This window comes from Streptomyces sp. NBC_01306 (assembly GCF_026340465.1).
In the GTDB taxonomy this organism is placed as follows: domain Bacteria; phylum Actinomycetota; class Actinomycetes; order Streptomycetales; family Streptomycetaceae; genus Streptomyces.
Map to the genome: position 1 here is coordinate 4,948,094 of NZ_JAPEPC010000001.1, position 26,769 is coordinate 4,974,862.

General features: G+C 70.8%; 16 protein-coding genes. 10 read left to right on the forward strand and 6 right to left on the reverse strand.

Annotated features, from left to right (window positions below; translation table 11 throughout):
• Nucleotides 1–95 precede the first annotated feature (95 nt).
• On the reverse strand, nt 96–968 hold the full coding sequence (locus OG385_RS21850; protein WP_266856850.1) for an acyl-CoA thioesterase II: 873 nt from the start codon (nt 966–968) through the stop codon (nt 96–98).
• 40 nt (nt 969–1,008) lie between these two features.
• On the reverse strand, nt 1,009–2,166 hold the full coding sequence (locus tag OG385_RS21855; protein ID WP_266856851.1) for an acyl-CoA dehydrogenase family protein: 1,158 nt from the start codon (nt 2,164–2,166) through the stop codon (nt 1,009–1,011).
• A 631-nt stretch (nt 2,167–2,797) separates the two neighbouring features.
• Between OG385_RS21855 and OG385_RS21860 the strand changes: the two genes are divergently transcribed.
• Nucleotides 2,798–4,948, forward strand: a complete 2,151-nt coding sequence (locus tag OG385_RS21860) for an ATP-binding protein (protein ID WP_266856853.1) — start codon at nt 2,798–2,800, stop codon at nt 4,946–4,948.
• A gap of 221 nt (nt 4,949–5,169) precedes the next feature.
• Nucleotides 5,170–6,252, forward strand: coding sequence for a hypothetical protein (locus OG385_RS21865; protein WP_266856855.1), 1,083 nt, complete (start codon nt 5,170–5,172; stop codon nt 6,250–6,252).
• Between the two features lie 252 nt (nt 6,253–6,504).
• On the opposite strand, the gene OG385_RS21870 is transcribed toward OG385_RS21865, so the two are convergent.
• Nucleotides 6,505–8,016: a PucR family transcriptional regulator gene (locus OG385_RS21870; protein WP_266861051.1), complete on the reverse strand. Its 1,512-nt coding sequence runs from the start codon at nt 8,014–8,016 to the stop codon at nt 6,505–6,507.
• A gap of 145 nt (nt 8,017–8,161) precedes the next feature.
• On the opposite strand from OG385_RS21870, the gene OG385_RS21875 reads away from it, so the two are divergent.
• The 3 genes from OG385_RS21875 (at nt 8,162) to OG385_RS21885 (ending at nt 12,410) form a co-directional block, all read left to right on the forward strand.
• Nucleotides 8,162–9,667, forward strand: a complete 1,506-nt coding sequence (locus OG385_RS21875; protein ID WP_266856857.1) for a sodium:solute symporter — start codon at nt 8,162–8,164, stop codon at nt 9,665–9,667.
• 71 nt (nt 9,668–9,738) lie between these two features.
• Nucleotides 9,739–10,737: an agmatinase gene (speB, locus tag OG385_RS21880; RefSeq protein ID WP_266856859.1), complete on the forward strand. Its 999-nt coding sequence runs from the start codon at nt 9,739–9,741 to the stop codon at nt 10,735–10,737.
• Entirely contained in the window at nt 10,734–12,410 is a 1,677-nt protein-coding gene (locus tag OG385_RS21885; protein WP_266856861.1) for a thiamine pyrophosphate-binding protein, read from the forward strand. Before speB ends, OG385_RS21885 begins: the two co-directional genes overlap by 4 nt.
• A gap of 75 nt (nt 12,411–12,485) precedes the next feature.
• Here OG385_RS21885 and xdhC read toward each other — a convergent pair whose 3' ends face one another.
• Genes xdhC through OG385_RS21900 form a run of 3 tightly spaced genes read right to left on the reverse strand, consistent with a single transcriptional unit; the run spans nt 12,486 to nt 17,303 of the window.
• The gene (xdhC, locus tag OG385_RS21890) at nt 12,486–13,313 is read right to left on the reverse strand and encodes a xanthine dehydrogenase accessory protein XdhC (protein WP_266856863.1); all 828 of its coding nucleotides are present in this window, start codon (nt 13,311–13,313) and stop codon (nt 12,486–12,488) included.
• Nucleotide 13,314: 1 nt separating this feature from the next.
• Nucleotides 13,315–15,810, reverse strand: a complete 2,496-nt coding sequence (gene xdhB / locus OG385_RS21895; RefSeq protein WP_266856865.1) for a xanthine dehydrogenase molybdopterin binding subunit — start codon at nt 15,808–15,810, stop codon at nt 13,315–13,317.
• Nucleotides 15,807–17,303, reverse strand: coding sequence for a xanthine dehydrogenase small subunit (locus OG385_RS21900; protein WP_266856866.1), 1,497 nt, complete (start codon nt 17,301–17,303; stop codon nt 15,807–15,809). Before OG385_RS21900 ends, xdhB begins: the two co-directional genes overlap by 4 nt.
• 628 nt (nt 17,304–17,931) lie before the next feature.
• Here OG385_RS21900 and OG385_RS21905 point away from each other — a divergent pair.
• The 5 genes from OG385_RS21905 to OG385_RS21925 all read left to right on the forward strand — a co-directional run bounded on the left by OG385_RS21905 (nt 17,932) and on the right by OG385_RS21925 (nt 26,664).
• Entirely contained in the window at nt 17,932–19,041 is a 1,110-nt protein-coding gene (locus OG385_RS21905) for a serine protease (RefSeq protein ID WP_266856868.1), read from the forward strand.
• Nucleotides 19,042–19,357: 316 nt separating this feature from the next.
• Nucleotides 19,358–23,077 carry an ABC transporter ATP-binding protein gene (locus OG385_RS21910; protein ID WP_266861053.1) on the forward strand — a complete coding sequence of 1,240 codons (3,720 nt, stop codon included), beginning with the start codon at nt 19,358–19,360 and terminating at the stop codon, nt 23,075–23,077.
• Nucleotides 23,078–23,307: 230 nt separating this feature from the next.
• A complete protein-coding gene (locus OG385_RS21915; RefSeq protein WP_266861055.1) occupies nt 23,308–24,447 on the forward strand; it encodes a hypothetical protein in 1,140 nt (379 codons plus the stop codon).
• Between the two features lie 202 nt (nt 24,448–24,649).
• A complete protein-coding gene (locus tag OG385_RS21920; RefSeq protein ID WP_323183826.1) occupies nt 24,650–25,132 on the forward strand; it encodes a hypothetical protein in 483 nt (160 codons plus the stop codon).
• A 98-nt stretch (nt 25,133–25,230) separates the two neighbouring features.
• Nucleotides 25,231–26,664, forward strand: a complete 1,434-nt coding sequence (locus tag OG385_RS21925; protein ID WP_266856870.1) for a S28 family serine protease — start codon at nt 25,231–25,233, stop codon at nt 26,662–26,664.
• Nucleotides 26,665–26,769: the final 105 nt, after the last annotated feature.

Here is a 26,769-nt window from a genome sequence, read left to right on the forward strand (position 1 = left end):
GTTGAATGCGAGGCCGTTCTCACCCTGGAGAGGCAACGCTGAAAAATGGACGCCAGGATCTGCGGGGTGCTGCTCACCGTGGCTGCCCGCCCCCGTCACCGGGGAACCCGGATCACGCCCTCCTGGATCACCGTGACCGCCAACTGCCCGTCCTGTGTGTAGATCCGGGCCTGGCCGAGGCCGCGTCCGCCGGACGAGGACGGGGACTCCTGGTCGTACAGCAGCCACTCGTCGGCCCGGAAGGGGCGGTGGAACCACATCGCGTGGTCCAGGCTGGCGCCGACCACGTCGCCGACCGCCCAGCCGCCGCGCCCGTGAGCGAGCAGTACCGAGTCGAGCAGTGTCATGTCGGAGACGTATGTCGCGAGGCAGACGTGCAGCAGCGGGTCGTCCGCCAGCTTGCCGTTCGTACGGAACCAGACCTGCGAGCGCGGCTCGCGCGGGGTGCCGACGCTGCCGAACGGCGGGGCGTCCACGTACCGCAGATCGACCGCCGCACGCGCCTCGATCAGCCGGTCCACGACCCCCGGCTCCAGGAAGTGGTCCGCGTACCGGGGCAGCATCTCGGCTGCCGTCGGCAGTGTCTCCGGGTCTGGGGCCGGCGGCATGGCGGTCTGGTGGTCGAGCCCTTCCTCGTACGTCTGGAACGACGCCGAGAGATGGAAGATCGGCTGCCCGTGCTGGACCGCGACGACCCGGCGCGTGGTGAAGGAGCGGCCGTCGCGGATGCGGTCGACCGTGTACACGATCGGCGCGCCCGGGTCGCCGGGGCGCAGGAAGTACGCGTGCAGCGAGTGGGCCGTCCGGTCGGCGGGCACGGTGCGCCCGGCGGCGACCAGGGCCTGTGCGGCGACCTGGCCGCCGAAGACGCGCGGCACGACGGCGGAGCGGCTCAGACCGCGGAAGATGTCCTGCTCGATCCGCTCCAGGTCGAGCAGATCGAGCAGGGACTCAAGTGCCTGGTTCATGAGGCCATTTCTACAAGATGTTTCTGCGGTGTATCTCTGCCTACAGACCCATGCTCTTGGCGATGATCATCTTCATGACCTCGCTGGTGCCGCCGTAGATCCGGTTGACCCGGTTGTCCGCGTACAGGCGGGCGATCGGGTACTCGTTCATGTAGCCGTAACCGCCGTGCAGCTGGAGGCACTTGTCGATCACGCGGTGCGCGACCTCGGTGGTGAAGAGCTTCGCGGACGCGGCCTCGGCCGCCGTCAGCTCGCCCAGGTCGTGGGCCTCCAGCGCGCGGTCGCAGACCGCCTCGGACGCGTCCACCTCGGCCTTGCAGGCGGCCAGCTCGAACTTGGTGTTCTGGAAGGACGCGACGGTCTTGCCGAAGACCGTGCGGTCCTGGACGTATGCCTGCGCGAACCGGACGGCGGCGGCAGCCTGCGCGTACGCGCCCACCGCGATGCCGAGGCGCTCCTGCGGGAGGTTCTGCCCGAGGTAGGAGAAGCCCTTGTGCTCCTCGCCGAGCAGGTCGCCGGCCGGCACCTTCACGTCGGTGAAGGAGAGCTCGGCGGTGTCGGAGGTCTTCAGCCCGAGCTTGTCGAGCTTGCGGCCGACCGCGTACCCCTCGGACTTCGTGTCGACGACGAGCAGCGATATGCCGTGCCGGCGGTCCTCGGGGGTCGGAGCGGCGGTGCGCGCGCAGACGATCACGCGGTCGGCGTGCACGCCGCCGGTGATGAAGGTCTTGGCGCCGTTGAGCACGTAGTGCGTGCCGTCGTCCGACAGCTTGGCGGTGGTCTTCATGCCGGCCAGGTCGGAACCGGTGCCCGGCTCGGTCATGGCGATGGCGAACATCGAGGCGCCGCTGACGAAGTCGGGGAGCCAGCGCTTCTTCTGCTCATCGGTGGCGTACGCCTTCAGGTACGGCAGGCAGAGCGCTACATGCACCGAGGAACCGCCGAAGGAGACACCGGCGCGGGCGCACTCCTCCGAGATGATGGCCTGGAACTTGAAGGACTCCTCGCCGGCCCCGCCGAACTCCTCGGGCACCTCGATGCCGAAGATCCCCAGCTCACCGAGCTTGTGGTAGAACTCGCGCGGCACCTGGCCCGCCGCCAGCCACTCGTCGTACACGGGCACGACCTCGGCCTCGATGAAGGCCCGGATGGTGTCCCGGAACGCCTCGTGGTCCTCGTTGTAAACGGTACGGCGCACGGAAGGCTCCTCTGCGGTTCTGGCGTGCCCCCGGGGTCCGATCGGCCCGGCCGGCCACTCCTGCTAAGCGCTTGCTCAGTCGAAGTTACCGGGAGGTCACCGCGACTGTCCAGGGTGAGCCTGCGCACGCTTGAGCACGTGACGGTGCGGGCCGGGGAGGGCGGCGGTGAGCAGATCCACCCGGGGCCGGTTCCGTGCCGGTGGTGAGGGACGGTCCGACGGGTCTTGCGCCCAGAACCCGGCCGCGGTGAGGGGCACGGGCCTTTGCCCTCGCGTGCGGGCCGACACCTCGCCACGGCCTGTCCGACGGAGCCCTCCCGGAGCGCCCGCTGCCGCGGTTGCCTGTCCGAACAGGCAGATCAAGGGATCGACCGGGCAGAGTCGGGTGCCCGGGTATCGTCCCCGAAGCCCTTGCGGCGCGGTCGACCCCCGCGAAAGGATGCGGCTCACGCAGCACCAGCACTCGCTGCTACAGAACCAGCCGGAAAGAGCGCAGCGTAGTAATGATCCGCGAAGTGGACGAGAGCCTCAGAATCGCACTCGCCGGCGACTCGCCGGCGACATCCGGCCTCCAGGTGCCGCCCGTCTGCGCTCCCGCTCCGGGCCGGGCAGCCCGGCGTCCGGACGCGCGATGACAGCCCCGCAAGGCGGCGAGTCGGCCGACACCGGCACCGCGTCCGATGCCGAGGACGGCGCCGCCGTGGACGGCGCTTCCGACCACAATCCCGCCCGTCCTCTGCGCGACCGGCTCGCCGCCCAGCGTGAGCGGGTCGCCGCCCTGGTCCGGGAGCGGTCCGCCGATGACCCCACGGCCGACGACCCGCTGCGCGGGCTGTATCTGTCAAAGGACGCCGTACAGCACCTTCTGGAGAAGTCCGGCCCCGAACGGGAGGATCCCGCGCAGCGCGTCGTCGTCGCCGGGCGCGCGCCGCTCGGTCCCGCCGACCGGCTCGCCGGCCTGGCCGCGCGGATGGGGCTGACCGATCTGGAAACCACGACCCTGCTCCTTGCCCTCGCGCCGGATCTCGACCGCGATTTCGAGCAGCTGTACGGCTACCTCAACAACGACGTCAGCCGTCGGCGGGCGACCGTCGGGCTGGTGCTCGACGTGTGCGGCCTGCCCGCCCTGGACGCCACAGCCCGCGAGCTCTTCCATCCGACCGCGCCGCTCTCCTGGTTCGGTCTGTTGCGGGTCGAGGAACCGGACGCTCCCTTCCTCGGCCGAACGCTGCGCGTACCCGACCGGCTGGCCGCCCACCTGATCGGCAACGACACCCCCGACGCCGCGCTGGAGGGGCATGTCCGCGCCTTGCGGGCCTCTCCCGCCGGAGCGGGCGATCCGCTGACGGACAAGTTGGCCAAGCCCCTCGCCCAACCCGACCCTCCTGTGATCTACCTGCGCGAGCGTCGGGAAGGCGACGGTCTGGCCTGCGCGGCCGCGGCCCTCACCGCCGCGGGCCGACCCGCGCTGCACCTCACCACCGCGGCGGAGACACGCTCACGGGAGACCGGCGAGCAACGCGACAGCGGCGACGAACGGTCCGGCGGTACGCACGCGCACTCCCGCAGTCCGCTGCCGCAACTGCTGCTTGAGGCCCGGCTGCGCGGCTGCGCGATCGTGGTGTACCCGCTGCCGGAGCAGCCCGCCGACCTGATCCGCTCGCTCGACACAGGCGACGTGCCGATGATCCTCATCGGAGCGGCGCCGTACGACCCTCAGTGGTGCGATCCCGACCCGCTCGTCCTGGACGCACCCGGTTCGACGTCGGACAGGGTGGGGCTCTGGGCCGCCGCCCTCGGAGTGGAGTCGGCGCAGGACCTGGGCTTCGATCTGGCCGGGACGGTCGCCACCTACCGACTGGACGGCGACCGGATTCGCCGGGCCGCCCACTCGGCGCTGGATCTCGCCGCTCTGGACGACACCGATGTGACGGCCGAGCACCTGCGACTGGCCGCCCGACAGCAGTCCGCGTCGGGGCTGGAACGGCACGCCCGCCGGATCATGCCGGCCGTCGGCTGGCATGACCTGGTCCTGCCGAAGGCTCCGCTGGAACATCTGCACGAGTTGGCCCAGCGCGCCCGGCACCGCGAACGGGTGCTCGGGGACTGGCAGCTGAGCGCCGGGGGAGGCCGGGGCCGGGGCGTCCTCGCGATGTTCGCCGGGGAGTCCGGTACCGGGAAGACGCTCTCCGCGGAAGTGATCGCCGCCGACCTCGGCCTGGACCTCTACGTCGTGCAGCTGTCGTCCGTGGTGGACAAATACGTCGGTGAAACGGAGAAGAACCTGGAGCGGATCTTCAGCGAGGCCGACCGCACCGACGCCGTGCTCCTCTTCGACGAGGCCGACGCCGTGTTCGGGAAGCGCTCCGACGTGAAGGACGCCCACGACCGGTACGCCAACCTCGAAAGCGCCTACCTGCTGCAACGCCTGGAGTCGTTCAGCGGCATCGCCGTGCTCACCACCAACCTGCGCGCCAACATCGACGACGCCTTCACCCGCAGGCTGGATCTGGTGGTCGACTTCCCCTTCCCCGATGAGGACCAGCGGCTGGCCCTGTGGCGGCACAGCCTGGCCCACGTTCCGTGCGCGGACGACATCGACCCGGCACTGTGCGCCCGGGACTTCGAGTTGGCCGGTGGCTCGATCCGCAGCGCCGTGGTGACCGCCGCCTACGCCGCGGCCACCCGCGGCGGTTCTGTCACCTCGGACGACCTGTTGGCCGGTGCGCAGAGGGAATACCGCAAGGCCGGACGCCTGGTCGTGGGCGACACCGGCTGGTGAGCGGACGGGCCCGTCGGGCCGCTTGTGCAGCCGGCCGGTATCGGCCGGCTCGTCGGTCAACTCCGCTTCACCGTGCGCCCGTAGGCCCGCCGATCCCGGTGCGCCGGGGCGTAACCAGCGAGCCCTGGAAAGGAATCCTGACGCCGCTGTACGGCTCTCAAGTGAGCGAAGTACGCTGCCAGGACTGATCGTTCGAAATCCCCCATCGCAGAGGCCACTCCATGCACTCTCATGTAGGCCCGGCAGGGGATGCCGACTGGACCAAGGCCAAAGGGCCAGTACGGCGTCCCTCGCAGGCGTTCTCTCCCCCCACCCATGCCAATGACGCGGCACAGGCCGCCGCGAGCCTGGCGCACCCCACCGCCGCGTCGATGGGCGTCCTCCAGCGCAGTGTCGGCAACGCCGGTCTCACCGCTGCTCTGAGCAGGGGGCGAGGCGGCACCACCGGCACGACGGGTGGCAACGCCCCGACGGTGCAGCGGGCCGGTAGCAGCCGGAGGAGCAGTCGCTACTCCGATGAGTACGATGAGTACTACGGTGAGTCACCCTTGTACGACCGCACGGAATCGAGCTACATCGACCGTGATTACCTGGGGCGCCAGCCCACCCGGAGGCACCCCTCCCAGAACAGTGTGATGAACAATCGCTCGGCGGCCCGTCACATGCGGGACGCCGGCGTACACCCCGGCGGCCCGGTGTCCCACCTGCACCTCGCGGCCGCCTACAGCCACGGTGACCCGGTGTACGGCACACCTCAGCGGTCATCGAACCTGGCCCCCGGCACCGATGGCACGAACCTCTCGCATCGCCGCTACGAGTACGCCAACTCGGGGCACCAGATGCCCATGGTGGATGTCCGTGGAAGCGTCCCGCGATACCAGAGTTCGCGGGTCCCGCAGTATGCCTCCCCGGTCGATATGCACGGAATTCCGATCACGCAGGCCGGTATGAGCCGACGGGTCGGCCGAAGCAGCATCTACCGTGACATGGAATATTCCATGAGGTCGCCCCATGAGCCTCTGGGTAGCGAACCGTTCTCAACCAGGCTCGATCCCTTCGACACCCGAACGGCCGCAGAGCGCGAACGGCGGGGAGATCTCCCGCACACCAACGAAATCCGCAGGCAGGCGCAGTACGCCGCGGCGCGTCAGGTGGTGTCGGGACTGGACGCCGGTGTGGTTCCGGAGTACGACGACTGGGAGCAGGATCGTTTGAGGCGGGCGAGTTCGCGCAGTTCGCGCAGCCCTTCCCTGAGTCCGGCCCGCCGACCGCGGTACCGGCGCCGGGACAGTGACGACTGGTAGAGCCCGTCACACCCCGGCCGGTCCGCTCGCGGCCCTACAACTGCGCGCGGACCGGCCCGAACCGCCGCCTTCGCCCCGCGTCAGGGGTGACAGCTGATCCCGCACCGCTGGTTGCTCGATGCGGCCGCCACCTTCGACGTTGCCGTACGACGACCTGCGCCGGCCGTTCACCGAGGCGGAGTCCGGAATAGCCTGGTCGGTCATGCTGTCCCAGCGGCACAGGGACGCGGCGGGAATCGCCTGCGGTTCGGTTCACTCCCGCCGCAGCGCGACCCACAGCTCCGTCCGTACGTCCATGTCGTCCAGGTCGGAGCCGAGCAGTGTCGCGCAGCGGCCGATGCGCTGGCGGACCGTGTTGCGGTGGATGGCCAGGGCCACCGCCGTACGGTCCCAACTGCCGTGCAGTGCGAGCCAGGTGCGCAGCGTCTCCAGCAGTGCGGGCGGTGGCGGGTCGCCGAGCGGGGCGAGGAGAGTGCGGGCGTGGGCGGCTGCCTCCGTCGGGTCGAGGAGGGCGGCGAGGCCCGTCGTGCCGTGCCGGGACAGCGGGGTGCGGGTCGCCTTCGCGTGGCGCAGGGCCCGGCCGGCCTGGGCGTCGGCCGCCGGGAGGTCCCGTAGCGCGGCCGGGGCGCTCAGCCCGAGCGTCCAGCCGGGGTGGCGGGTGACCTCGCGGTCGGCGGGCAGCAGGATGCGCACGGTGTCGGCCGACGTGTCCACCAGCGGGCTGCCGAGTGCAGGCGGGGCCCCCGTGCCCTGGGCGTGCACCACCGTCCAGGGGCCCTCGCCCAGCAGTGCTGCCACGTCGGCGGGTGCGGCGCCGAGCAGCAGCCGGACCAGCGCGGACGAGCGCGCCGCCTCATCGGCGCCCTGCCGGGGGGCGGTGAGCAGCGAGAGCAGGACGACGGCGACCCCGGCGATGGTGTGGTCGCCCGGTTCGCGTGAGGTGGTGGCCACGCCGAGCACCAGTCCCTCACCGCCCGCCACCGCGTACGCCGCGAGGTGCGCGGAGCCCGCCGTGTCGGTGGCGGACGTGGGGGCGGGGCGCGGGCCGGCCGGACCGGCCCCGGGCGTCAGGGAAGGGGGCGGCTGCGCCCCCGGCGTGCCCGCCCCTGGCGCACCTGCCCCCGGCCGTACGACCCGGGCGAGTGCCGCCAGCGCCTCGCGGGCCTCGCGCGCCCCGGGCTCCGGCTCGCGTCCCGCCGCCTGGAGCGCCGTACCGTCCGGGGCGAGCAGTACCGCCCGGCCGCCGAGCCGGGTGGCCAGCTGGCGCAGTACCGCCGGTACCGGGTCCGGGCGGGCCGCCGCCGCTGCCAGGCCCTGCTGGGCCTGGGACACCCGGCGCAGCTCGTGGTGGCGGGCCTCCGCCATCAGGCCCCACACCGCGCGGGCCACCGCCGTGAAGGGGGTCCTGGTCGGCACCTCCACCAGCGGCAGGCCATGGCGGTCGCACGCGGCGGCCAGCGCATCCGGCACCGTGTCGTACACCGGCGCGAGCCCGAAGCCGAGCGCCGCTCCGCCCGCCGCGACGATGCGGGCCGCGTACCGGTCCGGGTCGTCGGCGAGCTGCACCCCGGCGGTCAGCAGCAGCTCACCGCCGAGCAGATACGGATACGGGTCGGCCATCTCGCTGGTGTGCACCCAGTGCACCGCCGCACCGCCGCCGTCCCCCGCCGGGGGGCCCGCGACCTGGCGCAGCCCGAGGTCCCGGCGGGCGAGCAGGGCCGACAGCTGGACGGGGGCGGTGGGGGGAGCGGCGAGGTCCGGCATGTACGTTCCATCCATCGGTGGAGAGGTTCAGTGGATGGAACGTACACTTCAACGTCGCTTTCAGGCCACCTAGGGTCAACGTTCGAAAGCAGTCCGGCGCAGGTGGCAGAGGTGTTACGGCCCCCCGCGATGAGAGGGAGCGCGCATGGCAGTCGACTACGCGGTGATCGTGGCCTACCTGGCCGGAATGCTCGCCATGGGCTGGTGGGGCATGCGCCGCGCCAAGTCCAAGTCCGAGTTCCTGGTGGCGGGCCGCAGGCTCGGACCCGCCATGTACTCCGGCACCATGGCCGCGATCGTGCTCGGTGGCGCCTCCACCATCGGCGGTGTGGGCCTCGGGTACCAGTACGGCCTCTCCGGCGCCTGGATGGTCTTCACCATCGGCCTGGGGCTCCTCGCGCTCAGCATCTTCTTCTCCGGGCGCATCGCCCGGCTGAAGGTCTACACCGTCTCCGAGATGCTCGACCTGCGCTACGGCGGCCGGGCCGGGATCATCTCCGGCGTCGTCATGTGGGCGTACACGCTGATGCTCGCGGTCACCTCGACCATCGCCTACGCCACGATCTTCGACGTCCTCTTCGACATGAACCGGACCGTGGCGATCATCCTCGGCGGTGCGATCGTCGTCGCGTACTCGACGCTCGGCGGCATGTGGTCGATCACCCTCACCGACATGGTGCAGTTCGTCGTCAAGACGATCGGCGTGCTCCTCCTGCTGCTGCCGATCGCGATCGTCAAGGCCGGCGGCTTCTCGGAGATGAAGGCCAAGCTCCCCACCTCGTACTTCGACCCGCTGGGCATCGGCGCCGAGACGATCTTCACGTACGTCCTGATCTACACCTTCGGCATGCTGATCGGACAGGACATCTGGCAGCGGGTCTTCACCGCGCGCAGCGACAAGGTCGCCCGGCTCGGCGGCACGGTCGCCGGTACGTACTGCCTGGTGTACGCGGTCGCAGGCGCCGTCATCGGGACGGCCGCCAAGGTCATGTACCCGAAGCTGCCGAGCTCCGACGCGGCCTTCGCCACCATCGTGAAGGACGAACTGCCCATCGGCGTACGGGGACTGGTGCTCGCCGCCGCGCTGGCCGCGGTGATGTCCACCTCGTCCGGTGCCCTGATCGCCTGCGCCACCGTCGCCAACAACGACATCTGGTCGCGGCTGCGCGGGATACGGGGCGGCGGGGGCAAGAAGGGCGAGGACCACGACGAGGTACGCGGCAACAGGGCCTTCATCCTCGCCATGGGTGTCCTGGTCATCTGTATCGCCATCGCGCTGAACAACGTCGTCGAGGCGCTCACCGTCGCGTACAACCTGCTGGTCGGCGGGTTGCTGGTGCCGATTCTCGGCGGTCTGCTGTGGAAGCGCGGCACCGTGCAGGGAGCGCTGGCGTCCGTCACGGTGGGCGGGCTCGTCGTCCTCGGCCTGATGGTGAGGTACGGAGCCCTCGCCAACGAGCCGATCTACTACGGGCTGCTCAGCTCCCTGGTCGTCTACGTCGTCGTCTCACTGGCCACCAGGCCGACGGACGCGGCGGTACTCGCCGCCTGGCGGGAGCGGCTGGCCGGGCGGGACGGATCCGGCGCATCCGGCGCTGAAGAAGCCAACGGGCCCGGCTCCGCCTCCGATTCCGTACCGGCCCACAGCTAAAGTTCCCACGGGCCCAAAAAGCACCGAACACGCGTCAAAAGCGCAGAAATAAAGAGAAGAAGGGCACACCCATGAGCAGCACCGAACAGCCGCGCGGCCCCGTCGATTCGTCCCGCGTCCCCCGGTACGCCGGCCCCGCGACCTTCGCCAGGCTGCCCCGGCTCGACGAGGTCGGCACCGCCGATGTGGCCGTTGTCGGTGTGCCCTTCGACTCCGGCGTCTCCTACCGGCCCGGCGCCCGCTTCGGCGGCAACGCCATCCGCGAGGCGTCCCGGCTGCTGCGCCCGTACAACCCGGCGCAGGACGCGTCGCCGTTCGCGCTGGCGCAGGTCGCCGACGCGGGCGACATCGCGGCCAACCCGTTCAACATCAACGAGGCCGTCGACACCATCGAGGCCGCCGCCGACGACCTGCTCTCCACCGGCGCCCGGCTGATGACGCTCGGCGGCGACCACACGATCGCGCTGCCGCTGCTGCGCTCGGTCGCCAAGCAGCACGGCCCGGTCGCGCTGCTCCACTTCGACGCGCACCTGGACACCTGGGACACCTACTTCGGCGCCGAGTACACCCACGGCACGCCGTTCCGCCGGGCCGTCGAAGAGGGCATCCTCGACACCTCCGCGCTCTCGCACGTCGGCACGCGCGGCCCGCTCTACGGCAAGAAGGACCTGGACGACGACGCGAAGATGGGCTTCGGCATCGTCTCGTCGGCCGATGTCATGCGGCGCGGGGTGGACGAGATCACCGACCAGCTGCGCCAGCGCATCGGCACCCGGCCGCTGTACATCTCCATCGACATCGACGTACTGGACCCGGCACACGCGCCCGGCACCGGCACCCCCGAGGCCGGCGGGCTGACCTCCCGCGAACTCCTGGAGATCGTCCGCGGGCTCTCCTCCTGCCACCTGGTCTCCGCCGACCTGGTCGAGGTCGCCCCGGCGTACGACCACGCCGAGATCACCTCCGTCGCCGCCTCCCACACGGCGTACGAACTCACCACGATCATGTCGCGCCAAGTCGCTGCCGCCAGGCAGGGCCACGGGCACAGCGCGGAGGCTGGAGCCAAGTGACGCACGACCACCACCACGAGACCCCGCGGCTCACCGCGGAGCAGACCGCCGCCGCGCTCAACCCTCCGGCGGGGCGCAACGGCGGCGACCTGGTCGTCGAGACCCTCCAAGGGCTGGGCGCCACCACGGTCTTCGGCCTCCCCGGCCAGCACGCGCTCGGCATGTTCGACGCGCTGCGCCGCTCGGCGCTCTCGTACGTGGGGCTGCGCGTCGAGAACAACGCGGGCTTCGCAGCCGACGCGTACGGCCGGATCACCGGCGAGGTCGCCCCGCTGCTGCTCTCCACCGGCCCCGGCGCACTGACCTCGCTCGCCGCGCTCCAGGAGGCGGCGGCGGCCAGCGCGCCCGTGCTCGCGATCTCCAGCCAGGTTCCGACGGCCGGGCTCGGCGGCGGACGCCATGGGTACCTGCATGAACTCCGCGACCAGAAGGCGTCGTTCCGCGACATCGTGAAGTCCGTGCACACCGTGCGCACCGCGTCCCAGATCCCCTCCGCCATCGCGGCGGCCTGGGAATCCGCGCTGACCGCCCCGCACGGCCCCGTCTGGGTGGAGATCCCGCAGGACGTGCTGCTCGCGGAGACGACCCTCCCGCCCGTCACCGCGATGGACGCGACCCCGCGCGAGCTGGAGCCGCGCCCCGAACTGACCGCGGTGGCAGCGCACCTGCTCTCGCACGCCGAGCGCCCGGTGATCATCGCGGGCGGCGGTGTCGTACGGTCCGACGCGGCCGGAAAGCTGCTCGCGCTCGCCGAACGCCTCGACGCCCCGGTCGTCTGCACGGTCGGCGGCAAGGGCGCGTTCCCGTGGGAGCACCCGCTCTCGCTCCAGTCCTGGATGGAGGACCGGCACACCACGGACTTCCTGGAGGCGGCGGACGTCCTGCTGGTCGTCGGCTCCGGGCTCGGCGAACTCTCCTCGAACTACCACACGTTCAAGCCACGCGGCCGGGTCGTCCAGATCGAGGCCGACCTCGGCAAGCTGGAGTCCAACCACCCGGCGCTCGGCATCCACGCGGACGCCCGGATCGCGCTGTCCGCCCTGCTTGAGACGGTGGAGGAGCGCACCGACCCGGGCGCTGCCGACGCCGTACGCACCGTCCTCGCCAAGGTCGCGGAGCGGATCGCGGGCCAGGACCTGGACCGGGAACAGCAGATCCTGGCCTCGGTCAGGGCCGCGCTGCCCGCCACGTCGCCCAGCTTCTGGGACATGACGATCCTCGCCTACTGGGCCTGGTCCGCCTGGCCCGGCGCCCTGCACTCCGCCCAGGGAGCGGGCGGCCTCGGCTACGGCTTCCCGGCCGCGCTGGGGGCAGCGGTCGCCGACCCCACCACACCGGTCCTCGCGGTGTCGGGCGACGGCGGCGCGATGTACTCGATCGCGGAACTGGCCACGGCCCGCCAGTACGGTCTGCCGGTCACCTGGCTGATCGTGGACGACGGCGGCTACGGCATCCTGCGCGAGTACATGGAGGACGCCTTCGGCGAGGCCACCGCCACGGAACTCACCCGCCCGGACTTCGTGGCCCTGGCGGAGTCCTTCGGGGTCCCGGCACTGCGTACGACTCCGGAGACCCTGACCGAGGATCTGGCCAAGGCGTTCGCGGAGCCGGGCCCTTCGGTGGTCGTGCTGCCGGCGGTGCTGAAGATGTTCGCGCCCACGCATCTGGGCTGAGGCGCGGCCGTGGGGACACGGCACAGGGCCTTTCGTTCGGGTCAGGCCGGGCCGGCCTGACCCGAACGGCCGGCCTCACCCTCGTACGAGCGATGAGGCCTCCTGGGCTTCGAAGGTGCGCAGCACATCGGCCGCGATGCTCACGGCAATGGTCGCGGGCTCCTTGCCGGTGATGTCGGCCAGCCCGATCGGGGTCTTGATCCGGTCGATGGCGGCCTCGTCATGACCGCCCTCGGTGGCAAGGCGTTTGCGGAACCGCGCCCACTTGGCCGCCGACCCGATCAACCCGATGGAACCGAGATGGGGCGTGCGCAGGGCGGCGTCGCACAGCGCGGCGTCCTCGGCGTGGTCATGGGTCATGATCAGGACCTGGGTGCCGGGTGGCAACGTCTCCAGCACCTCCTCGGGCAGCAGCGGTGTGTGATGGACGTGCACGTCCGCCACCGCGTCCGCGAGCACGCCGAGCCGCTGCTCGGTGAGGATGTCGGAACGGGTGTCGATCAGATGGAGGTCGAGATCCTGACGCGCCAGGATGCGCACCAGTTCCAGCCCGACATGCCCGACCCCGAAGACCGCCACCGCCCGTACCACCGGCAGCGGTTCGAGCAGCACCGAGACCGTCCCGCCGCAGCACTGCACGCCATGCCGGTTGGTCACCTTGTCGTTCAGGGCGAAATCAATCAGCTCCGGCTCCGGCTTGGACGTGGTGATCATTTCCCGGGCCCGGTCGATGGTGACGGCCTCGACGTTGCCGCCACCGATCGAGCCCCACGCCTCGGTCCGACCCACGACGAGTTTCGCACCGGCGTCGCGCGGCGCATGGCCGCGCACGGTCGCGACGGTCGCCAGCACGCCGGGCTCCCTGCGTGTTCGCAACCGTGCGACCGCGGCGACCCATGTCATGTCAGGCACCTCTCAAGGCTTCTGCGTCAGCTCGGGCCTTGCCGTTCGCGGCCGGGCCGTTCGCAGCGTGCCCGTTGGCGGCCGGGCCGTTGGTGGTCTGCCCGTTCGCGGCCTGCCCGTTGGTGGTGAACCCGTTGGGTGCGTGGCCGTTCTGCCGGCCGGTGTCGCTCTGCCGAGCCGCCTGGATCGCCCAGTACATCGCCTCCGGCGTCGCGGGCGAGGCCAGCTCGACGCTGGTCCCGCCCGGCCCGAACGCGGCAGCGGCCTGCCGCAGCGCCTCCCGTACCGAGAACGCCAGCATCAGCGGAGGCTCACCCACCGCCTTGGACCCGAACACCGCGCCCTCTTCGGTGGCGTTCTCCATCAGCGTGATGTTGAACTCCTCGGGCATCTCCGAGAAGCTCGGCAGCTTGTAGGTGCTCGCGGCCTGGGTCAGCAGTCGGCCCCGGTTCGGCCCGTCGCCGGTGTCCCAGCGCAGGTCCTCAAGCGTCAGCCAGCCCGCGCCCTGTACGAACCCGCCCTCGACCTGACCGATGTCGATCATCGGGGACAGGCTGTCGCCGACATCGTGCACGATGTCCACCCGCCGGATGCGGTACGCGCCGGTGAAGCCGTCGACCTCCACCTCCGTCGCGGCGGCGCCGTGGGCGAAGTACTTGAACGGCGATCCCCTGAAGCTCTTCGCGTCCCAGTGCAGTCCCTCGGTCCGGTAGAAACCGGACGCCGACAACTGGACCCGCTGGAAGTAAGCGGTGTGCACCAGGTCGTCCCAGGCCAGCTCCTGCTCGTTGCCGAGCGCCCGCGCGACGCCCTCGACGATGCGTACGTCCGAGGCGTTCGCACCCAGCCGGGAGGCCGCCACCTGAAGGAGCCGCTCGCGCAACTGCTCACAGGCGTTCTTGACCGCCCCGCCGTTCAGGTCCGCCCCGGAACTGGCTGCGGTGGCAGAGGTGTTGGGCACCTTGTCGGTACGCGTCGGGGCCAGCCGGACCTTGTGCAGCGGGATCCCGAGCGTGGTCGCGGCCACCTGCAGCATCTTGGTGTGCAGGCCCTGGCCCATCTCGGTGCCGCCGTGGTTGATCAGGACCGAACCGTCCTTGTAGATCAGCACCAGCGCGCCGCCCTGGTTGAAGGCGGTGAGGTTGAACGAGATGCCGAACTTGATGCCGGTGATCGCGAGAGCCCGCTTGGTGTGCGGGTGCGCGGCGTTGAACGCGGCGATCTCGCGCTTGCGGTCGGCGATACCGGCGTTCTCCTGAACCTGCTGCCAGATGGCGGAGATCCGCTCGGCCTGCGTGACCGGCTGCCCGTACGGCGTCGTCTGGCCCTGCCCCGGCCGGTAGAAGTTGCGCTCCCGCAACTCCATGGGATCGAGGTCGAGCAGTGGTGCGCAGCGGCCCAGGATGTCCTCGATCACCAGCATGCCCTGCGGTCCGCCGAAGCCGCGGAACGCGGTGTTGGAGACCGTGTTGGTCTTGGCGATACGCCCGGCGACGCGCGCGTTGGGAATCCAGTAGGTGTTGTCGATGTGGCAGAGCGCACGGGCCAGCACCGGCTCGGACAGGTCCAGGCTCCAGCCGCCGTCCGCGGTCAGCGTCGCGTCCAGGGCCTGGATGCGGCCGTCCGCGTCGAAGCCGATCCGCCACTCGGCGTGGAACCCGTGCCGCTTGCCGGACATGGTCAGGTCCTGCGTCCGGTTGAGCCGGAACCGGACCGGCCGGCCGGTCAGCTTGGCGCCGAGCGCGGCGACGGCCGCGAACCCGTGCGGCTGCATCTCCTTGCCACCGAAGCCGCCGCCCATCCGCAGGCACTGGACCGTCACCTCGTGGCTGGGCAGACCGAGCACGTGCGCGACGATTTCCTGGGTCTCCGAAGGGTGCTGGGTGCTGCTCTGGATGAACACCTGCCCGTTCTCGTCGACCTGCGCCAGCGCCGCATGCGTTTCCAGATAGAAGTGCTCCTGGCCGGCGAACTCGAACTCGCCGCTGAACACGTGCGCGGACTCGGCGAAGCCCGCGTCGGTGTCTCCTGCCACCATCACCGGCTTGGCACCGTGATAGCTGCCGGCCGCGATCGCGTCCTGCAACGTGATCAGGGAGGGCTGTTCGTCGATTTCCACCTCGACGGCGGCCGCTCCGATCCGGGCCGCCTCCAGCGTCTCGGCGAGCACCCAGGCGACCGCGTGGCCGTGGAACATGACCTCGTCGGGGAACAGCGGCTCGTCGTGCTTCATGCCGGCGTCGTTGACGCCGGGTACGTCAGCACCGGTCAGGACGTGCACCACACCGGGCACGGTCAGCGCGGGCCCGGTGCGCAGCGCGGTGATCAGGCCGCGGGCCTTCATGACCTGGACCGGGTACGCGTGCAGGACGTCCTTGGTGCGCTGGACCAGGTCGTCGGTGTAGAGAGCGGTACCGGTGACGTGCAGGAAGGCGCTCTCGTGCGGCATCGAAACGCCGACGACCGGCTTCTCGGGGATCTCGGACAAATGGCTCATGACGGCACCGCCTCAGTGGTTTGCGCGTACAGCTTCAGCAGGCTCTGGCCGAGCATCGCGGAGCGGTAGTCGGCGCTGGCGCGGTGATCGTTCATCGGTGTTCCCTCGGCCCGCAGTACGGGGGCCGCGGCCTCGACGGTCTCCGCCGTCCACGGCTTGCCCTCCAGGGCCGCCTCGGTGGCCAGGGAGCGGATCGGGGTGGCGGCCACGCCGCCCAGACCGATGCGTGCCGTACGGACGACCCCTCCCCGGATGTCCAGCGCGAAGGCGACGGCCACGCTGGAGATGTCGTCGAAACGCCGCTTGGCGATCTTGTGGAAGGCCACGACCGGCGACAGGGGCAGCGGGACGCGCACCGCGCGGATCAGCTCGCCGGGACGGCGCACGCTCTGCCGGTAGCCGGTGAAGTAGTCCGCCAGCGGGACCTCGCGCTCGCCGTCAGCGTCGGCCAGCACCACCGACGCGTCCAGCGCGAGCAGCACGGGCGGGCTGTCACCGATGGGCGAGCCGGTACCCAGATTGCCGCCGAGGGTCGCCCCGTTGCGGATGAGCCGGGACGCGAATTGCGGAAACAGCTCTGCCAGCAGCGGGACGCTGCCATCGAGGCGGCGTTCGATCTCGGTGAGCGTCAGTGCCGCCCCGATTTCGATGTGGTCGGATGCGACCCGCAGCTCCCGCATCTCGGACAGCCGGTCGACGGCGACCACGCAATCCGCCCGGCGGGAACGGATGTTCACCTCGACGCCGAAGTCCGTGGAGCCGGCGACCACCACCGCGTCGGGCCGCTCGCGCAGCAGCTGCAGTGTCTCGGCCAGCGTGCTCTTGCGCAGGAACGAGCTGCCGTCCCGGGTGTATTCGGTGGCAACCGGTGCGGGCGGCGACTGCTCGCGACGCTGCGCCAGCGGGTCCTCGTCGGCAGGCGTACCGACGGCGAACGCGGCATCGCGGATCGGGCGGTAACCGGTGCAACGGCAGAGATTCCCGCTCAGCGCGTGCAGATCGAAACCGTTCGGACCGTGCTCGGCGTCGGTGTCGGCATCGACGTCCGTGTCGGTGCCGCCCGCCGAGCCGGCCGGTTCCGCGTGCGCGCAGCGGTTGGGGCGGTAGTACTCGGCCGCCATGCTGCAGATGAACCCCGGTGTGCAGTAACCGCACTGGGAGCCGCCGCGGACCGCCATCTCCTCCTGAACCGGGTGCAGTTCGGGTGGCGTTCCGGGTTTGCCGGGGGTGGCGAGACCTTCGGAGGTGATGACCTCCTGGCCGTCCAGTGCCGCGGCCGGGACCAGGCAGGCGTTGACCGCCACCCAGTCGGTGGGCTTGTTCACGCCGGGCCGGGCCACCAGGACCGAACAGGCGCCGCACTCGCCCTCCGCGCAGCCCTCCTTGGTGCCGGTGAGGCCACGCTCGCGCAGGAAGTCCAGCACCGTGGTGTGGGGTGCGGTCGGTGCGAGCGCTGCTTCCTTCCCGTTCACCGTGATGCGCGCCCCTACCATGACGGGCCTTCAATTCGCTGCGGGGCAGGATTTCGCTGCAGGGCAGGTCGATTCATCATGTTCGCCAATTTCGGGCAGCTTTCTATGCTCGGACGCGCCACGTCAGGGGCGGGCGCACATCGGCACGCGTCAGCGCTGTGCCGGGAATGGTGAGGGGGAAATCAAAGAAACGTGCCACGAAGGGGGGCACATCAGAACGGCGTGCTCAGCAGCCGTGTGCGACCTGACCCGGGGCCCAGACCGTGAGGCGGGCGAGGCGAGCGACATCAGAGCAGGTGTACATCTGCTGGTCGCCTCCTTCAGTGATTACAGGTCTACTTCATCGAAAAGTAGTGGTTGAAGCCACCGAGGTCAAGAGAAGTTGATCTTGCTTTTTGGTGGACCGACCAGATTTTACGGGATGTGGAGACCCTCGGAGAGGCCGTCTGCTCGTGCAGGACCAGCGGGCGCCGGCCGGCGCGTGAGTATCCTGGCGGGTCCCGAACTGCTCGCGGTGCCCGCGCAGCAGCTTCGCGAGATGCTCGGCCACCATCCCGCCGTCCGGCAAGACGCGCCGACCCGCCGCGCTGACACCGCCTGCACGCTTCTCTGACCGCTTCCTGACATCGCGTGACTACTGTCCCGGCGCATGCACATTTCATCTCATCGCCCCAGCGGTCAGCAGGGCAGCACCCGCAGGACCCTCCGCCGCGCGATCGGGGCCACCGTCACGGTGTCGGCGGCCGTCGTCGCACTGGTCACGCCGGCCGCGGCCGCCAACGCCGTACCGCACAACTCCTCGTCCAGCAGCGGCGGCGCGGCAGGACCGGACACCACCACCACCCACGCCGGCGCCACGACCGCACAGGAGCGCAACCGGATAGACGCCTACTGGACCCCTGAGCGGCTGAAGCTGGCGAGCGCTGTCGTCCCCGAGATCACCCCCGTACCCAAGGACGACGACACGCCGGACGACCCGCGGCCGCTTCCCGCGAACACGCCGGACTCCGGGTCCGTGTGGACTCACGGCGGGGCGGTGGAGAAGAACGTCGGCCGCCTGTTCTTCACCTTCTCCGACGGCTACGACGGCAGTTGCACCGCGACGGTCGTCACGAGCGCCAACCGCAGTACCGTCGTCACGGCATCACACTGTCTGAGAGGCGTCGGTTCGCCTTCCGGCGACGACACCTGGAACCACAACTTCTACTTCGTTCCCGGCTATCGCAACGGAACGAAACCGCTCGGTGGCTTCAGCATCAGGACCATGGCCACCTCTTCCCGCTGGAACGCCGACCCGGACACCACGCAATCGTCGGACGTCGCTGCCGCCGGTTACGACACGGGACTCCTCGTGGCGAACCCGGCTGCCGGGGGACAACCGATCGCGGACATCACCGGAAGCCAGCACATCGGGTTCGGTCAGCCCGTCGAGGGCGAGTTCATCCATACCTTCGGATACCCGAGCAACGGACTCAACGATCCCAAGGACAAGTACGTCGGCTCCCGCATGATCCACTGCGCGGGCACGAGCCACCCCGGTCCCAAGGTCCCCCTGCTGTGGGGTGAGACCTGCGACATGTCGGCCGGATCGAGTGGTGGACCTCACCTGGCCCACTTCGACACCCGCACCGGCACCGGCACCGTCGTGGGCATCACCACCACCAGCGAGGAACTCGCGGGCGGACCGACCCCCACGCTCTACGCCACGCGCTTCGGTGACAGCGCCCACCGCCTCTACGACTGGGCGCAGTCGCGCTAGCACCGTCCGTCTGGATCAGGCCGCGAGCCCGGCAGGATCCAAACGAAAGACCTAGGTCCGCAGACCTGTCCCCGTACGTCGTTCGGACGGACCCGTACCCCGGAATGTTGCAGCGGGATGAAATCCCCAGGTCGCCGCGTTGGATCCTTCCGGTGGTATGAGACAACGGGAGGCACCAGTGGCGGACGCCGCGCAACAGGACGCCGCGCAACAGGACAGCGCGCAACAGGACAGTGCGCAGCAGGGCGGCGCGCAGCAGGACAAGGCCCAGGTCGCCGCGGCCGGGGGAGCGCGGCGGCAGGGCTGGGCTCGGCGGATCGTCGGGTACGCCTGGCGGTACCGGCGCAATGTGCTGCTGGCCCTCGGGTCGTCGCTCGCCGGGATGGCCGTCATGGCGCTCGTCCCGCTGGTCACCAAGGTGATCATCGATGACGTCATCGGCAACGGCACCCGGTCCCTCGCCGTCTGGACGGGGCTGCTGATCGGCGCCGCCGTCGTCGTCTACGTCCTCACCTACGTCAGGCGCTACTACGGCGGACGCCTCGCGCTCGACGTCCAGCACGACCTCCGTACCGAGATGTACGGAACGATCATGAAGCTGGACGGGCGCCGGCAGGACGAGCTGTCCACCGGGCAGGTCATCGGCCGCGCCACCAGCGACCTCCAGCTCATCCAGGGTCTGCTCTTCATGCTGCCGATGACCCTCGGCAACGTGCTGCTGTTCGTGATCTCGCTGGTCATCATGGCCTGGCTCTCCCCGCTGCTCACGCTGATCGCCGTGGCAGTGGCGCCCGCCCTGTGGATCATCGCCAAGCGCAGCAGGACCCGGCTCTTCCCCGCCACCTGGTACGCCCAGGGGCAGGCCGCCGCCGTCGCCGGCGTCGTCGACGGAGCCGTCACCGGGGTCCGCGTGGTGAAGGGGTTCGGCCAGGAGGACCAGGAGACCGGCAAGATCCGCACGGTCAGCCGCAGGCTCTTCGCCGGGCGGCTGCGCACCATCAAGCTGAACTCCCGCTACACCCCGGCCCTCCAGGCCGTCCCCGCCCTCGGGCAGGTCGCGATGCTGGCGCTCGGCGGCTGGCTGGCCACCCGCGGCGAGATCACCCTCGGGACGTTCGTCGCCTTCTCCTCCTACCTGGCGCAGCTCGTCGGCCCGGTCCGGATGCTCGCCATGGTGCTCACCGTCGGCCAGCAGGCCCGCGCGGGTGTCGAGCGCGTCCTTGAGCTGATCGACACCGAGCCGTCCATCGAGGACGGTACGAAGACGCTCCCGGCGGACGCCGAGGCCACCGTCGAGTTCGACGGCGTCTCCTTCGGGTACACCGACGACCGGCCCGTGCTCGACGGCTTCTCCCTGACCATCGCGCCGGGCGAGACCGTCGCCGTCGTCGGCTCGTCCGGCAGCGGCAAGTCCACCGTCTCGCTGCTCCTGCCGCGCTTCTACGACGTCTCGCAGGGCGCGGTCCTCATCGGCGGCCACGACGTACGCGAACTGACGCTGGAGTCGCTGCGGTCCGCCATCGGCCTCGTGCCCGAGGACAGCTTCCTGTTCTCCGACACCGTCCGCGCCAACATCGCCTACGGCTTCCCCGACGCCACCGACGAGCAGATCCGCACCGCCGCGCGCGCCGCCCAGGCCGACCGCTTCATCGCCGAGCTGCCCGCCGGATACGACACCACCGTCGGCGAGCACGGCCTCACCCTCTCCGGCGGTCAGCGCCAGCGCGTCGCGCTCGCCCGCGCCATCCTCACCGACCCCAGGCTGCTCCTCCTGGACGACGCCACATCCGCCGTGGACGCCCGCGTCGAGCACGAGATCCACGAGGCGCTGCGCGGGGTGATGGCGGGCCGGACCACCCTGCTCATCGCGCACCGCCGCTCCACCCTCAACCTCGCCGACCGGATCGCGGTCATCGATGGGGGCCGGCTCGCCGACGTCGGTACGCACGCGGAGCTGGAGGAGCGCTCGGCGCTCTACCGGCGGCTGCTCACCGACCCGGACGAGCTGGGCGGTGTCTCGCCCGGCCACACCGGGCCCGTGGCGGACGAGCCGGAGGACACCTCCGTACGCGCGGAGCTGGACGCCGAGTTCGACGTCGAGCGGGGCATCACCCCGCCGCTCTGGGTACGCAACGAGACCCCCGGCACCGGCACGGACGCCGCCCCCGCCCCCGGCGGGATGCCCGCGACGCCCGAACTCCTCGCCCAGGTAGCGGCGTTGCCGCCCGCCACGGACACCCCGGACGTGGACGAGGCGCACGCCGTCGCCGCCGAGACCTCGTACGGGCTGCGCCGGCTGCTGCGCGGCTTCGGGCCCGTCCTGCTCATCAGCCTGTTCCTGGTCGCGGTCGACGCGGGCATGGGGCTGCTGCTGCCGGTACTGATCCGGCACGGCATCGACCAGGGCGTCACCAAGCTCGCCACCGGCGCGGTGTGGACGGCGGCCGGGCTCGGCCTGGTCACCGTGGCCGTCCAGTGGCTGGCGCAGACCGGGGAGACCCGGATGACCGGACGTACCGGCGAGCGCGTCCTCTACACGCTGCGCCTCAAGATCTTCGCGCAGCTCCAGCGGCTCGGTCTCGACTACTACGAGCGTGAGCTGACCGGCCGGATCATGACCCGGATGACCACGGACGTGGACGCGCTCTCCACCTTCCTGCAGACCGGCCTGGTCACCGCGTTCGTCTCGGTCGTCACCTTCTTCGGCATCCTCGTGGTGCTGTTCGTGATCGATGTCCAGCTGGCCCTTGTCGTCTTCGTGACGCTGCCGTTCCTGGCCGTCGCCACGTACGTCTTCCGCAAGAAGAGCGTCCAGGCGTACGAGCTGGCGCGCGAGCGGATCTCCGTCGTCAACGCCGACCTTCAGGAGTCCGTCTCCGGGCTGCGGATCGTGCAGGCGTTCCGCCGCGAGTCCACCGGCGCGGGCCGCTTCGCCGGCCGCAGCGACCACTACCGGCAGGCGCGGGTGCGCGGCCAGTGGCTGATCTCCGTCTACTTCCCGTTCGTGCAGCTGCTGTCGTCGGTGGCCGCGGCCGCCGTGCTGATCGTCGGCTCGCACCGGATCGAGGCCGGCACCCTCACCACGGGCGCCCTGGTCGCGTACCTCCTGTACATCGACCTGTTCTTCGCCCCCGTGCAGCAGCTGTCCCAGGTCTTCGACGGCTACCAGCAGGCCACCGTCTCGCTCAAGCGCATCCAGGAGCTGCTCACCGAGCCCACGTCGACCGAGGCGAGCACGGTGCCGCTGGATGTCACCGCACTGCGCGGCGACATCGCCTTCGAGGACGTCTCGTTCGCGTACGGGGCGGCCGACGGGACCGATGGAGCCGATGTGGCCGAGGCGGCGCTGAGCGGCATCGATCTGCGGATCCCGGCCGGGCAGACGGTCGCCTTCGTCGGGGAGACAGGCGCGGGCAAGTCCACGCTGGTCAAGCTGGTCGCACGGTTCTACGACCCGACAGCCGGCCGGGTCACCGCCGACGGCATCGATCTGCGGGACATGGACATGACGGCCTACCGCCACCGGCTCGGGGTCGTCCCGCAGGAGGCGTACCTCTTCGCGGGTACGGTCCGCGACGCCATCGCGTACGGGCGGGCGGACGCGACCGACGCCGAGGTCGAGGCGGCGGCGCGGGCGGTCGGCGCACACGACATGATCGCGACCCTGAAGGGCGGCTACCTCCATGAGGTGGCCGAGCGCGGCCGCAACCTCTCGGCGGGGCAGCGCCAGCTGATCGCGCTGGCCCGCGCCGAACTGGTCGACCCGGACATCCTGCTGCTCGACGAGGCGACGGCCGCACTCGATCTGGCGTCCGAGGCCCAGGTCAACCAGGCCACGGACCGGATCGCCGGCCGGCGGACCACGCTGGTGGTCGCCCACCGGCTGACCACCGCGGCACGGGCGGACCGGGTGGTGGTGATGGACCACGGCCGGGTCGTCGAGGACGGCACGCACGAGGAGCTGCTGGCCCTGGACGGCAGCTACGCACGGCTGTGGCGGACCTTCGTCGGGGAGCCCGCGGAGGTGGTGGCGTAGGGCCTTTCGTCTGGATCAGGCCGGCCCCTCCCCTTCCTCGGAGAGGGGAGGGGCCGGGGCCCTCGTGAAGATGCTGTGAGTGCGGGATGAGAGCGTTACCGGGGCCGCACGTCCGCCGCCGGGACAACTTTTCCTCCCGTTCGGCCCTCTTCCATACCGGGATGTGCAGCCCCGACAGCGCACACACCGGAAGCGGGAGCTGAGATACGGTGCCGACGATCAGCCAGCGGATGCACTTGGTGCTGCTCACCGCCTGGACGGTGCTGTGGTTCGCCGTGGTGGAGCCGCACGGCGGCTTCTCCTGGCACTATCTGCGCGCCGGCGGCGAGCTGATCTACCAGGGTTCCGGCTCCGGCGGTCTCAACCTCTACGCCCACCATCCCGAGCTCCAGATGGGCCCGGTCAGCTTCCTCGTCGCCGGACTGTTCAACCCGTTCCCGGAAGCCACCGGCCAGTTCCTCGCCGCCGCGCTGATGTCCCTGCTCGGCCTGGTCATCGTCGTTCTGGCCGGGCGCAGCGCCGCACACCATCTGCTGGGCACCGGCACCAACCACCAGCGGCTGCGCCAGCGGGTACTGATCGCCGGGCTCGCCTTCATCCCGATGTGGATCGAGGTCGCGGTCCGCTTCGGGCACCTGGACGACGTACTCGCGCTGTTCTTCACCGCGCTCGCGGTCCGGGCCGTCACCCGGGGCACCCCGGCCGCCACCGGCGCGTTCCTCGCCCTGGCGATGGACTCCAAACCCACCGCGCTGGCCTTCCTCCCGCTGCTGCTGGCCCTTCCCCGGCGGCACTGGCTGCGGGCCGCCCTGTGGTGCGCGGGCCTGGTGGCGGTCGCCTGGCTGCCGTTCTTCGTCGGCGACCCGCAGTCCTTCGCCGCGGCCAAGTTCGCCATCCCCAACCATCCCGCGTCCGCCCTGCGCTGGCTCGGGGTCGGCGATCCGGAGACGCCCGGCTGGGACCGCCCCGCGCAGGCAGCCCTCGGCCTGGTGCTCGGCACGGTGGCGGTCTGGCGGGGCCGCTGGCCCGCGGTGGTCCTGCTCGGTGCCAACGCCCGGATCGTGCTCGACCCGAGCGTCTACACGTACTACACGGCGTCGGTGCTGCTCGGCACGCTGCTGTGGGACGTCATCGGGCAGCGCCGGCTGGTGCCGTGGTGGAGCTGGCTGGCGCTGCTGACGCTGTACGGCAGTGTCTTCGTCGTTCCGGACGACGCCCTGCGCGGTCTGCTGCGGCTGGCGTTCGTGGCGGTGTCCACGGCGTATGTGCTGCTGTGGCCGGTCCGCGAGCGGGGCGGCCGGGGCGGGGTCCGCGGCCGCCGCAGGCCACGCGCCCGTGCGGGGGTTCCGCTGCCGGAACCGGGCCGGTGACGGTTTCGCGGCGACGGTTCGGCGGTTCGTGACGGTTCCGCCGGTGCACGGGGGATCCGGTCTGCCGGCGCACGGGCAGGTGGCAGGGCGGATGGCATGGGTTGCACCGAACCTGTCATCATCTGTCCGCTTCTGCGGCGCAACCAGCGGACTGTCCCTTGCGTCCGTACACACATACGCTCGCGCGGCCGAAGGGGAAGAAGTGTTCGAGTTGTGGCGAAAGCCGGAGAGCGGGCCGGAGCACGGGGTGGGGCCCGCACCGGTGCGTCCGCCGGTGCGCGAGTCCGTGCGGGCACCCGCCCGCGGCCCGGGAGCCGGCCGCTGGGCCGCGGGCCTGACGGCGGCGGCCGCGGTGGCGCTCGCCCTGGTGGTGCCGGGCGCTCACCCGGCGAGCGCCGCGTCCGGGTGCCCCGGCCACGAGGTCAGGTCCGTGGGCTTCGCCACCGGCCGGCTCCAGGTCTTCCGGAGCGGCCAGTACGTCTGCGCCGTCACCCTCGCCAAGAAGCCGGGCGCCAGGAGGCAGATGTCGGTCCAGCTCCAGGTGCGCGGCGGGCTGCCGGTCTCCGACAGCGGGCGGTTCACCCGTCTGGCGGGGCCGGTGAGGGTCCGTGCGGCGAACCGCTGCGTCCGGGCTGTGGGCGCGGTCTCCGGCAAGAAGGGGGCGTCGGGCTGGTTCCTGTGCTGAGCGGGTGATCGCTCCCGATGGTCAACTGGGTCTGGCGTGCCTGGTGTTACCCCGGCTAGGTTCGCGGCTACTCGTTGTGATCCCCAGGGGAGGGCTGAATGCGCAAGTCGCTCAGATGGCTGCTCGCGTTCGTGGTGCTCATAGGCACCTTGAGTGCGGCGGGGGCATCAGCCGGTGCGGCCACCGCCGCGGGACCGGACACCACGGACATCAAGGCCCGGATCCTCGCGATTCCCGGCATGAGCCTCATCGATGAGAAGCCCTACCCGGGCTACCGCTTCTTCGTTCTCCAGTACACCCAGCCCATCGACCACCGGTACCCGTCGGACGGCACCTTCAACCAGCGCTTCACGCTGCTGCACAAGGACACCAGCCGGCCGACCGTGTTCTACACCGGCGGGTACAACGTCTCCACCACGCCCAGCCGCACCGAGCCGACCCGGATCGTCGACGGCAACCAGGTGTCACTGGAGTACCGCTACTTCACACCGTCCAGGCCGCAGCCCGCCGACTGGTCCAAGCTGGACATCTGGCAGGCCGCCAGCGACCAGCACCGGCTGTTCACGGCGCTCAAGAAGATCTACACCCGGAACTGGCTGACCACCGGTGGTTCCAAGGGCGGCATGACAGCCACCTACTACGAGCGCTACTACCCGAAGGACATGGACGGGGTCGTGGCGTACGTCGCACCCGACGACGTCGTCAACAACGAGGACTCGGCGTACGACCGGTTCCTCAGCACCGTCGGCACCAAGGAGTGCCGCGACCGGCTGGAGGGCGTCCAGCGCGAGGCGCTCATCCGGCGCGGGCCGCTGGAGAAGATGTACGCCCAGTACGCCAAGGACAACGGCTACACCTTCAGCACCGTCGGGTCACTCGACAAGGCGTACGAGGCCGTGGTGCTCGACTACATCTGGGGCTTCTGGCAGTACAGCCTGCTCTCCGACTGCGACACCGTCCCCGCCGACGCCCCGCACGCCACCGACCAGGAGATCTGGGACTCCGTCGACACGATCTCCGGGTTCTCCTTCTACACCGACCAGGGACTCGACGCGTACACGCCGTACTACTACCAGGCGGGTACCCAGCTCGGCTCGCCGGACATCAAGCAGCCCTGGCTCGGCAAGCTGAGCCGCTACGGCTACCAGCCGCCGCGGCACTTCGTACCCAGCTCCATCCCGATGCGCTTCCAGCCCGGTGTGATGGCCGACGTGGACAACTGGGTGAAGCGCCACGCCGACCACATGCTGTACGTGTACGGGCAGAACGACCCCTGGGGCGCCGAGCGCTTCAGCGTCGGGAAGCACCCGCACGACAGCTACGTCTTCACCGCGCCGGGGATGAACCACGGCGCGAACGTCGACGGCCTCGCCCCCGCCGAGAGGGCGAAGGCAACCGCGCGCATCCTGGCCTGGGCCGGGGTGGCCCCGGCAGCGGTGCAGGCCGACCCGCTGCGGGCCAAGCCGCTCGCCCCGTACGACGCGACACTCGACCGCAAGAGCCTGGAACGCGAACCGTCCCTGCGTCCGTGACCCCGGCCCCGGCCCCGGAGGGTAATTGGCCCTCCAGGGAAGCGGATTGAGCTGTGCCCGCCGCGAAGTCCCGCGGCGGGCACAGTCTTTGCCGGTGAGCCCAGT

Excerpts from the sequence above, each read along its gene's own strand:
- OG385_RS21850 (WP_266856850.1), bottom strand. The coding sequence starts at position 968 with ATGAACCAGGCACTTGAGTCCCTGCTCGATCTGCTCGACCTGGAGCGG.
- OG385_RS21860 (WP_266856853.1), top strand. The coding sequence starts at position 2,798 with ATGACAGCCCCGCAAGGCGGCGAGTCGGCCGACACCGGCACCGCGTCC.
- OG385_RS21865 (WP_266856855.1), top strand. The coding sequence starts at position 5,170 with ATGCACTCTCATGTAGGCCCGGCAGGGGATGCCGACTGGACCAAGGCC.
- OG385_RS21870 (WP_266861051.1), bottom strand. The coding sequence starts at position 8,016 with ATGCCGGACCTCGCCGCTCCCCCCACCGCCCCCGTCCAGCTGTCGGCC.
- OG385_RS21875 (WP_266856857.1), top strand. The coding sequence starts at position 8,162 with ATGGCAGTCGACTACGCGGTGATCGTGGCCTACCTGGCCGGAATGCTC.
- speB (WP_266856859.1), top strand. The coding sequence starts at position 9,739 with ATGAGCAGCACCGAACAGCCGCGCGGCCCCGTCGATTCGTCCCGCGTC.
- xdhC (WP_266856863.1), bottom strand. The coding sequence starts at position 13,313 with ATGACATGGGTCGCCGCGGTCGCACGGTTGCGAACACGCAGGGAGCCC.
- xdhB (WP_266856865.1), bottom strand. The coding sequence starts at position 15,810 with ATGAGCCATTTGTCCGAGATCCCCGAGAAGCCGGTCGTCGGCGTTTCG.
- OG385_RS21900 (WP_266856866.1), bottom strand. The coding sequence starts at position 17,303 with ATGGTAGGGGCGCGCATCACGGTGAACGGGAAGGAAGCAGCGCTCGCA.
- OG385_RS21905 (WP_266856868.1), top strand. The coding sequence starts at position 17,932 with ATGCACATTTCATCTCATCGCCCCAGCGGTCAGCAGGGCAGCACCCGC.
- OG385_RS21915 (WP_266861055.1), top strand. The coding sequence starts at position 23,308 with ATGCACTTGGTGCTGCTCACCGCCTGGACGGTGCTGTGGTTCGCCGTG.
- OG385_RS21925 (WP_266856870.1), top strand. The coding sequence starts at position 25,231 with ATGCGCAAGTCGCTCAGATGGCTGCTCGCGTTCGTGGTGCTCATAGGC.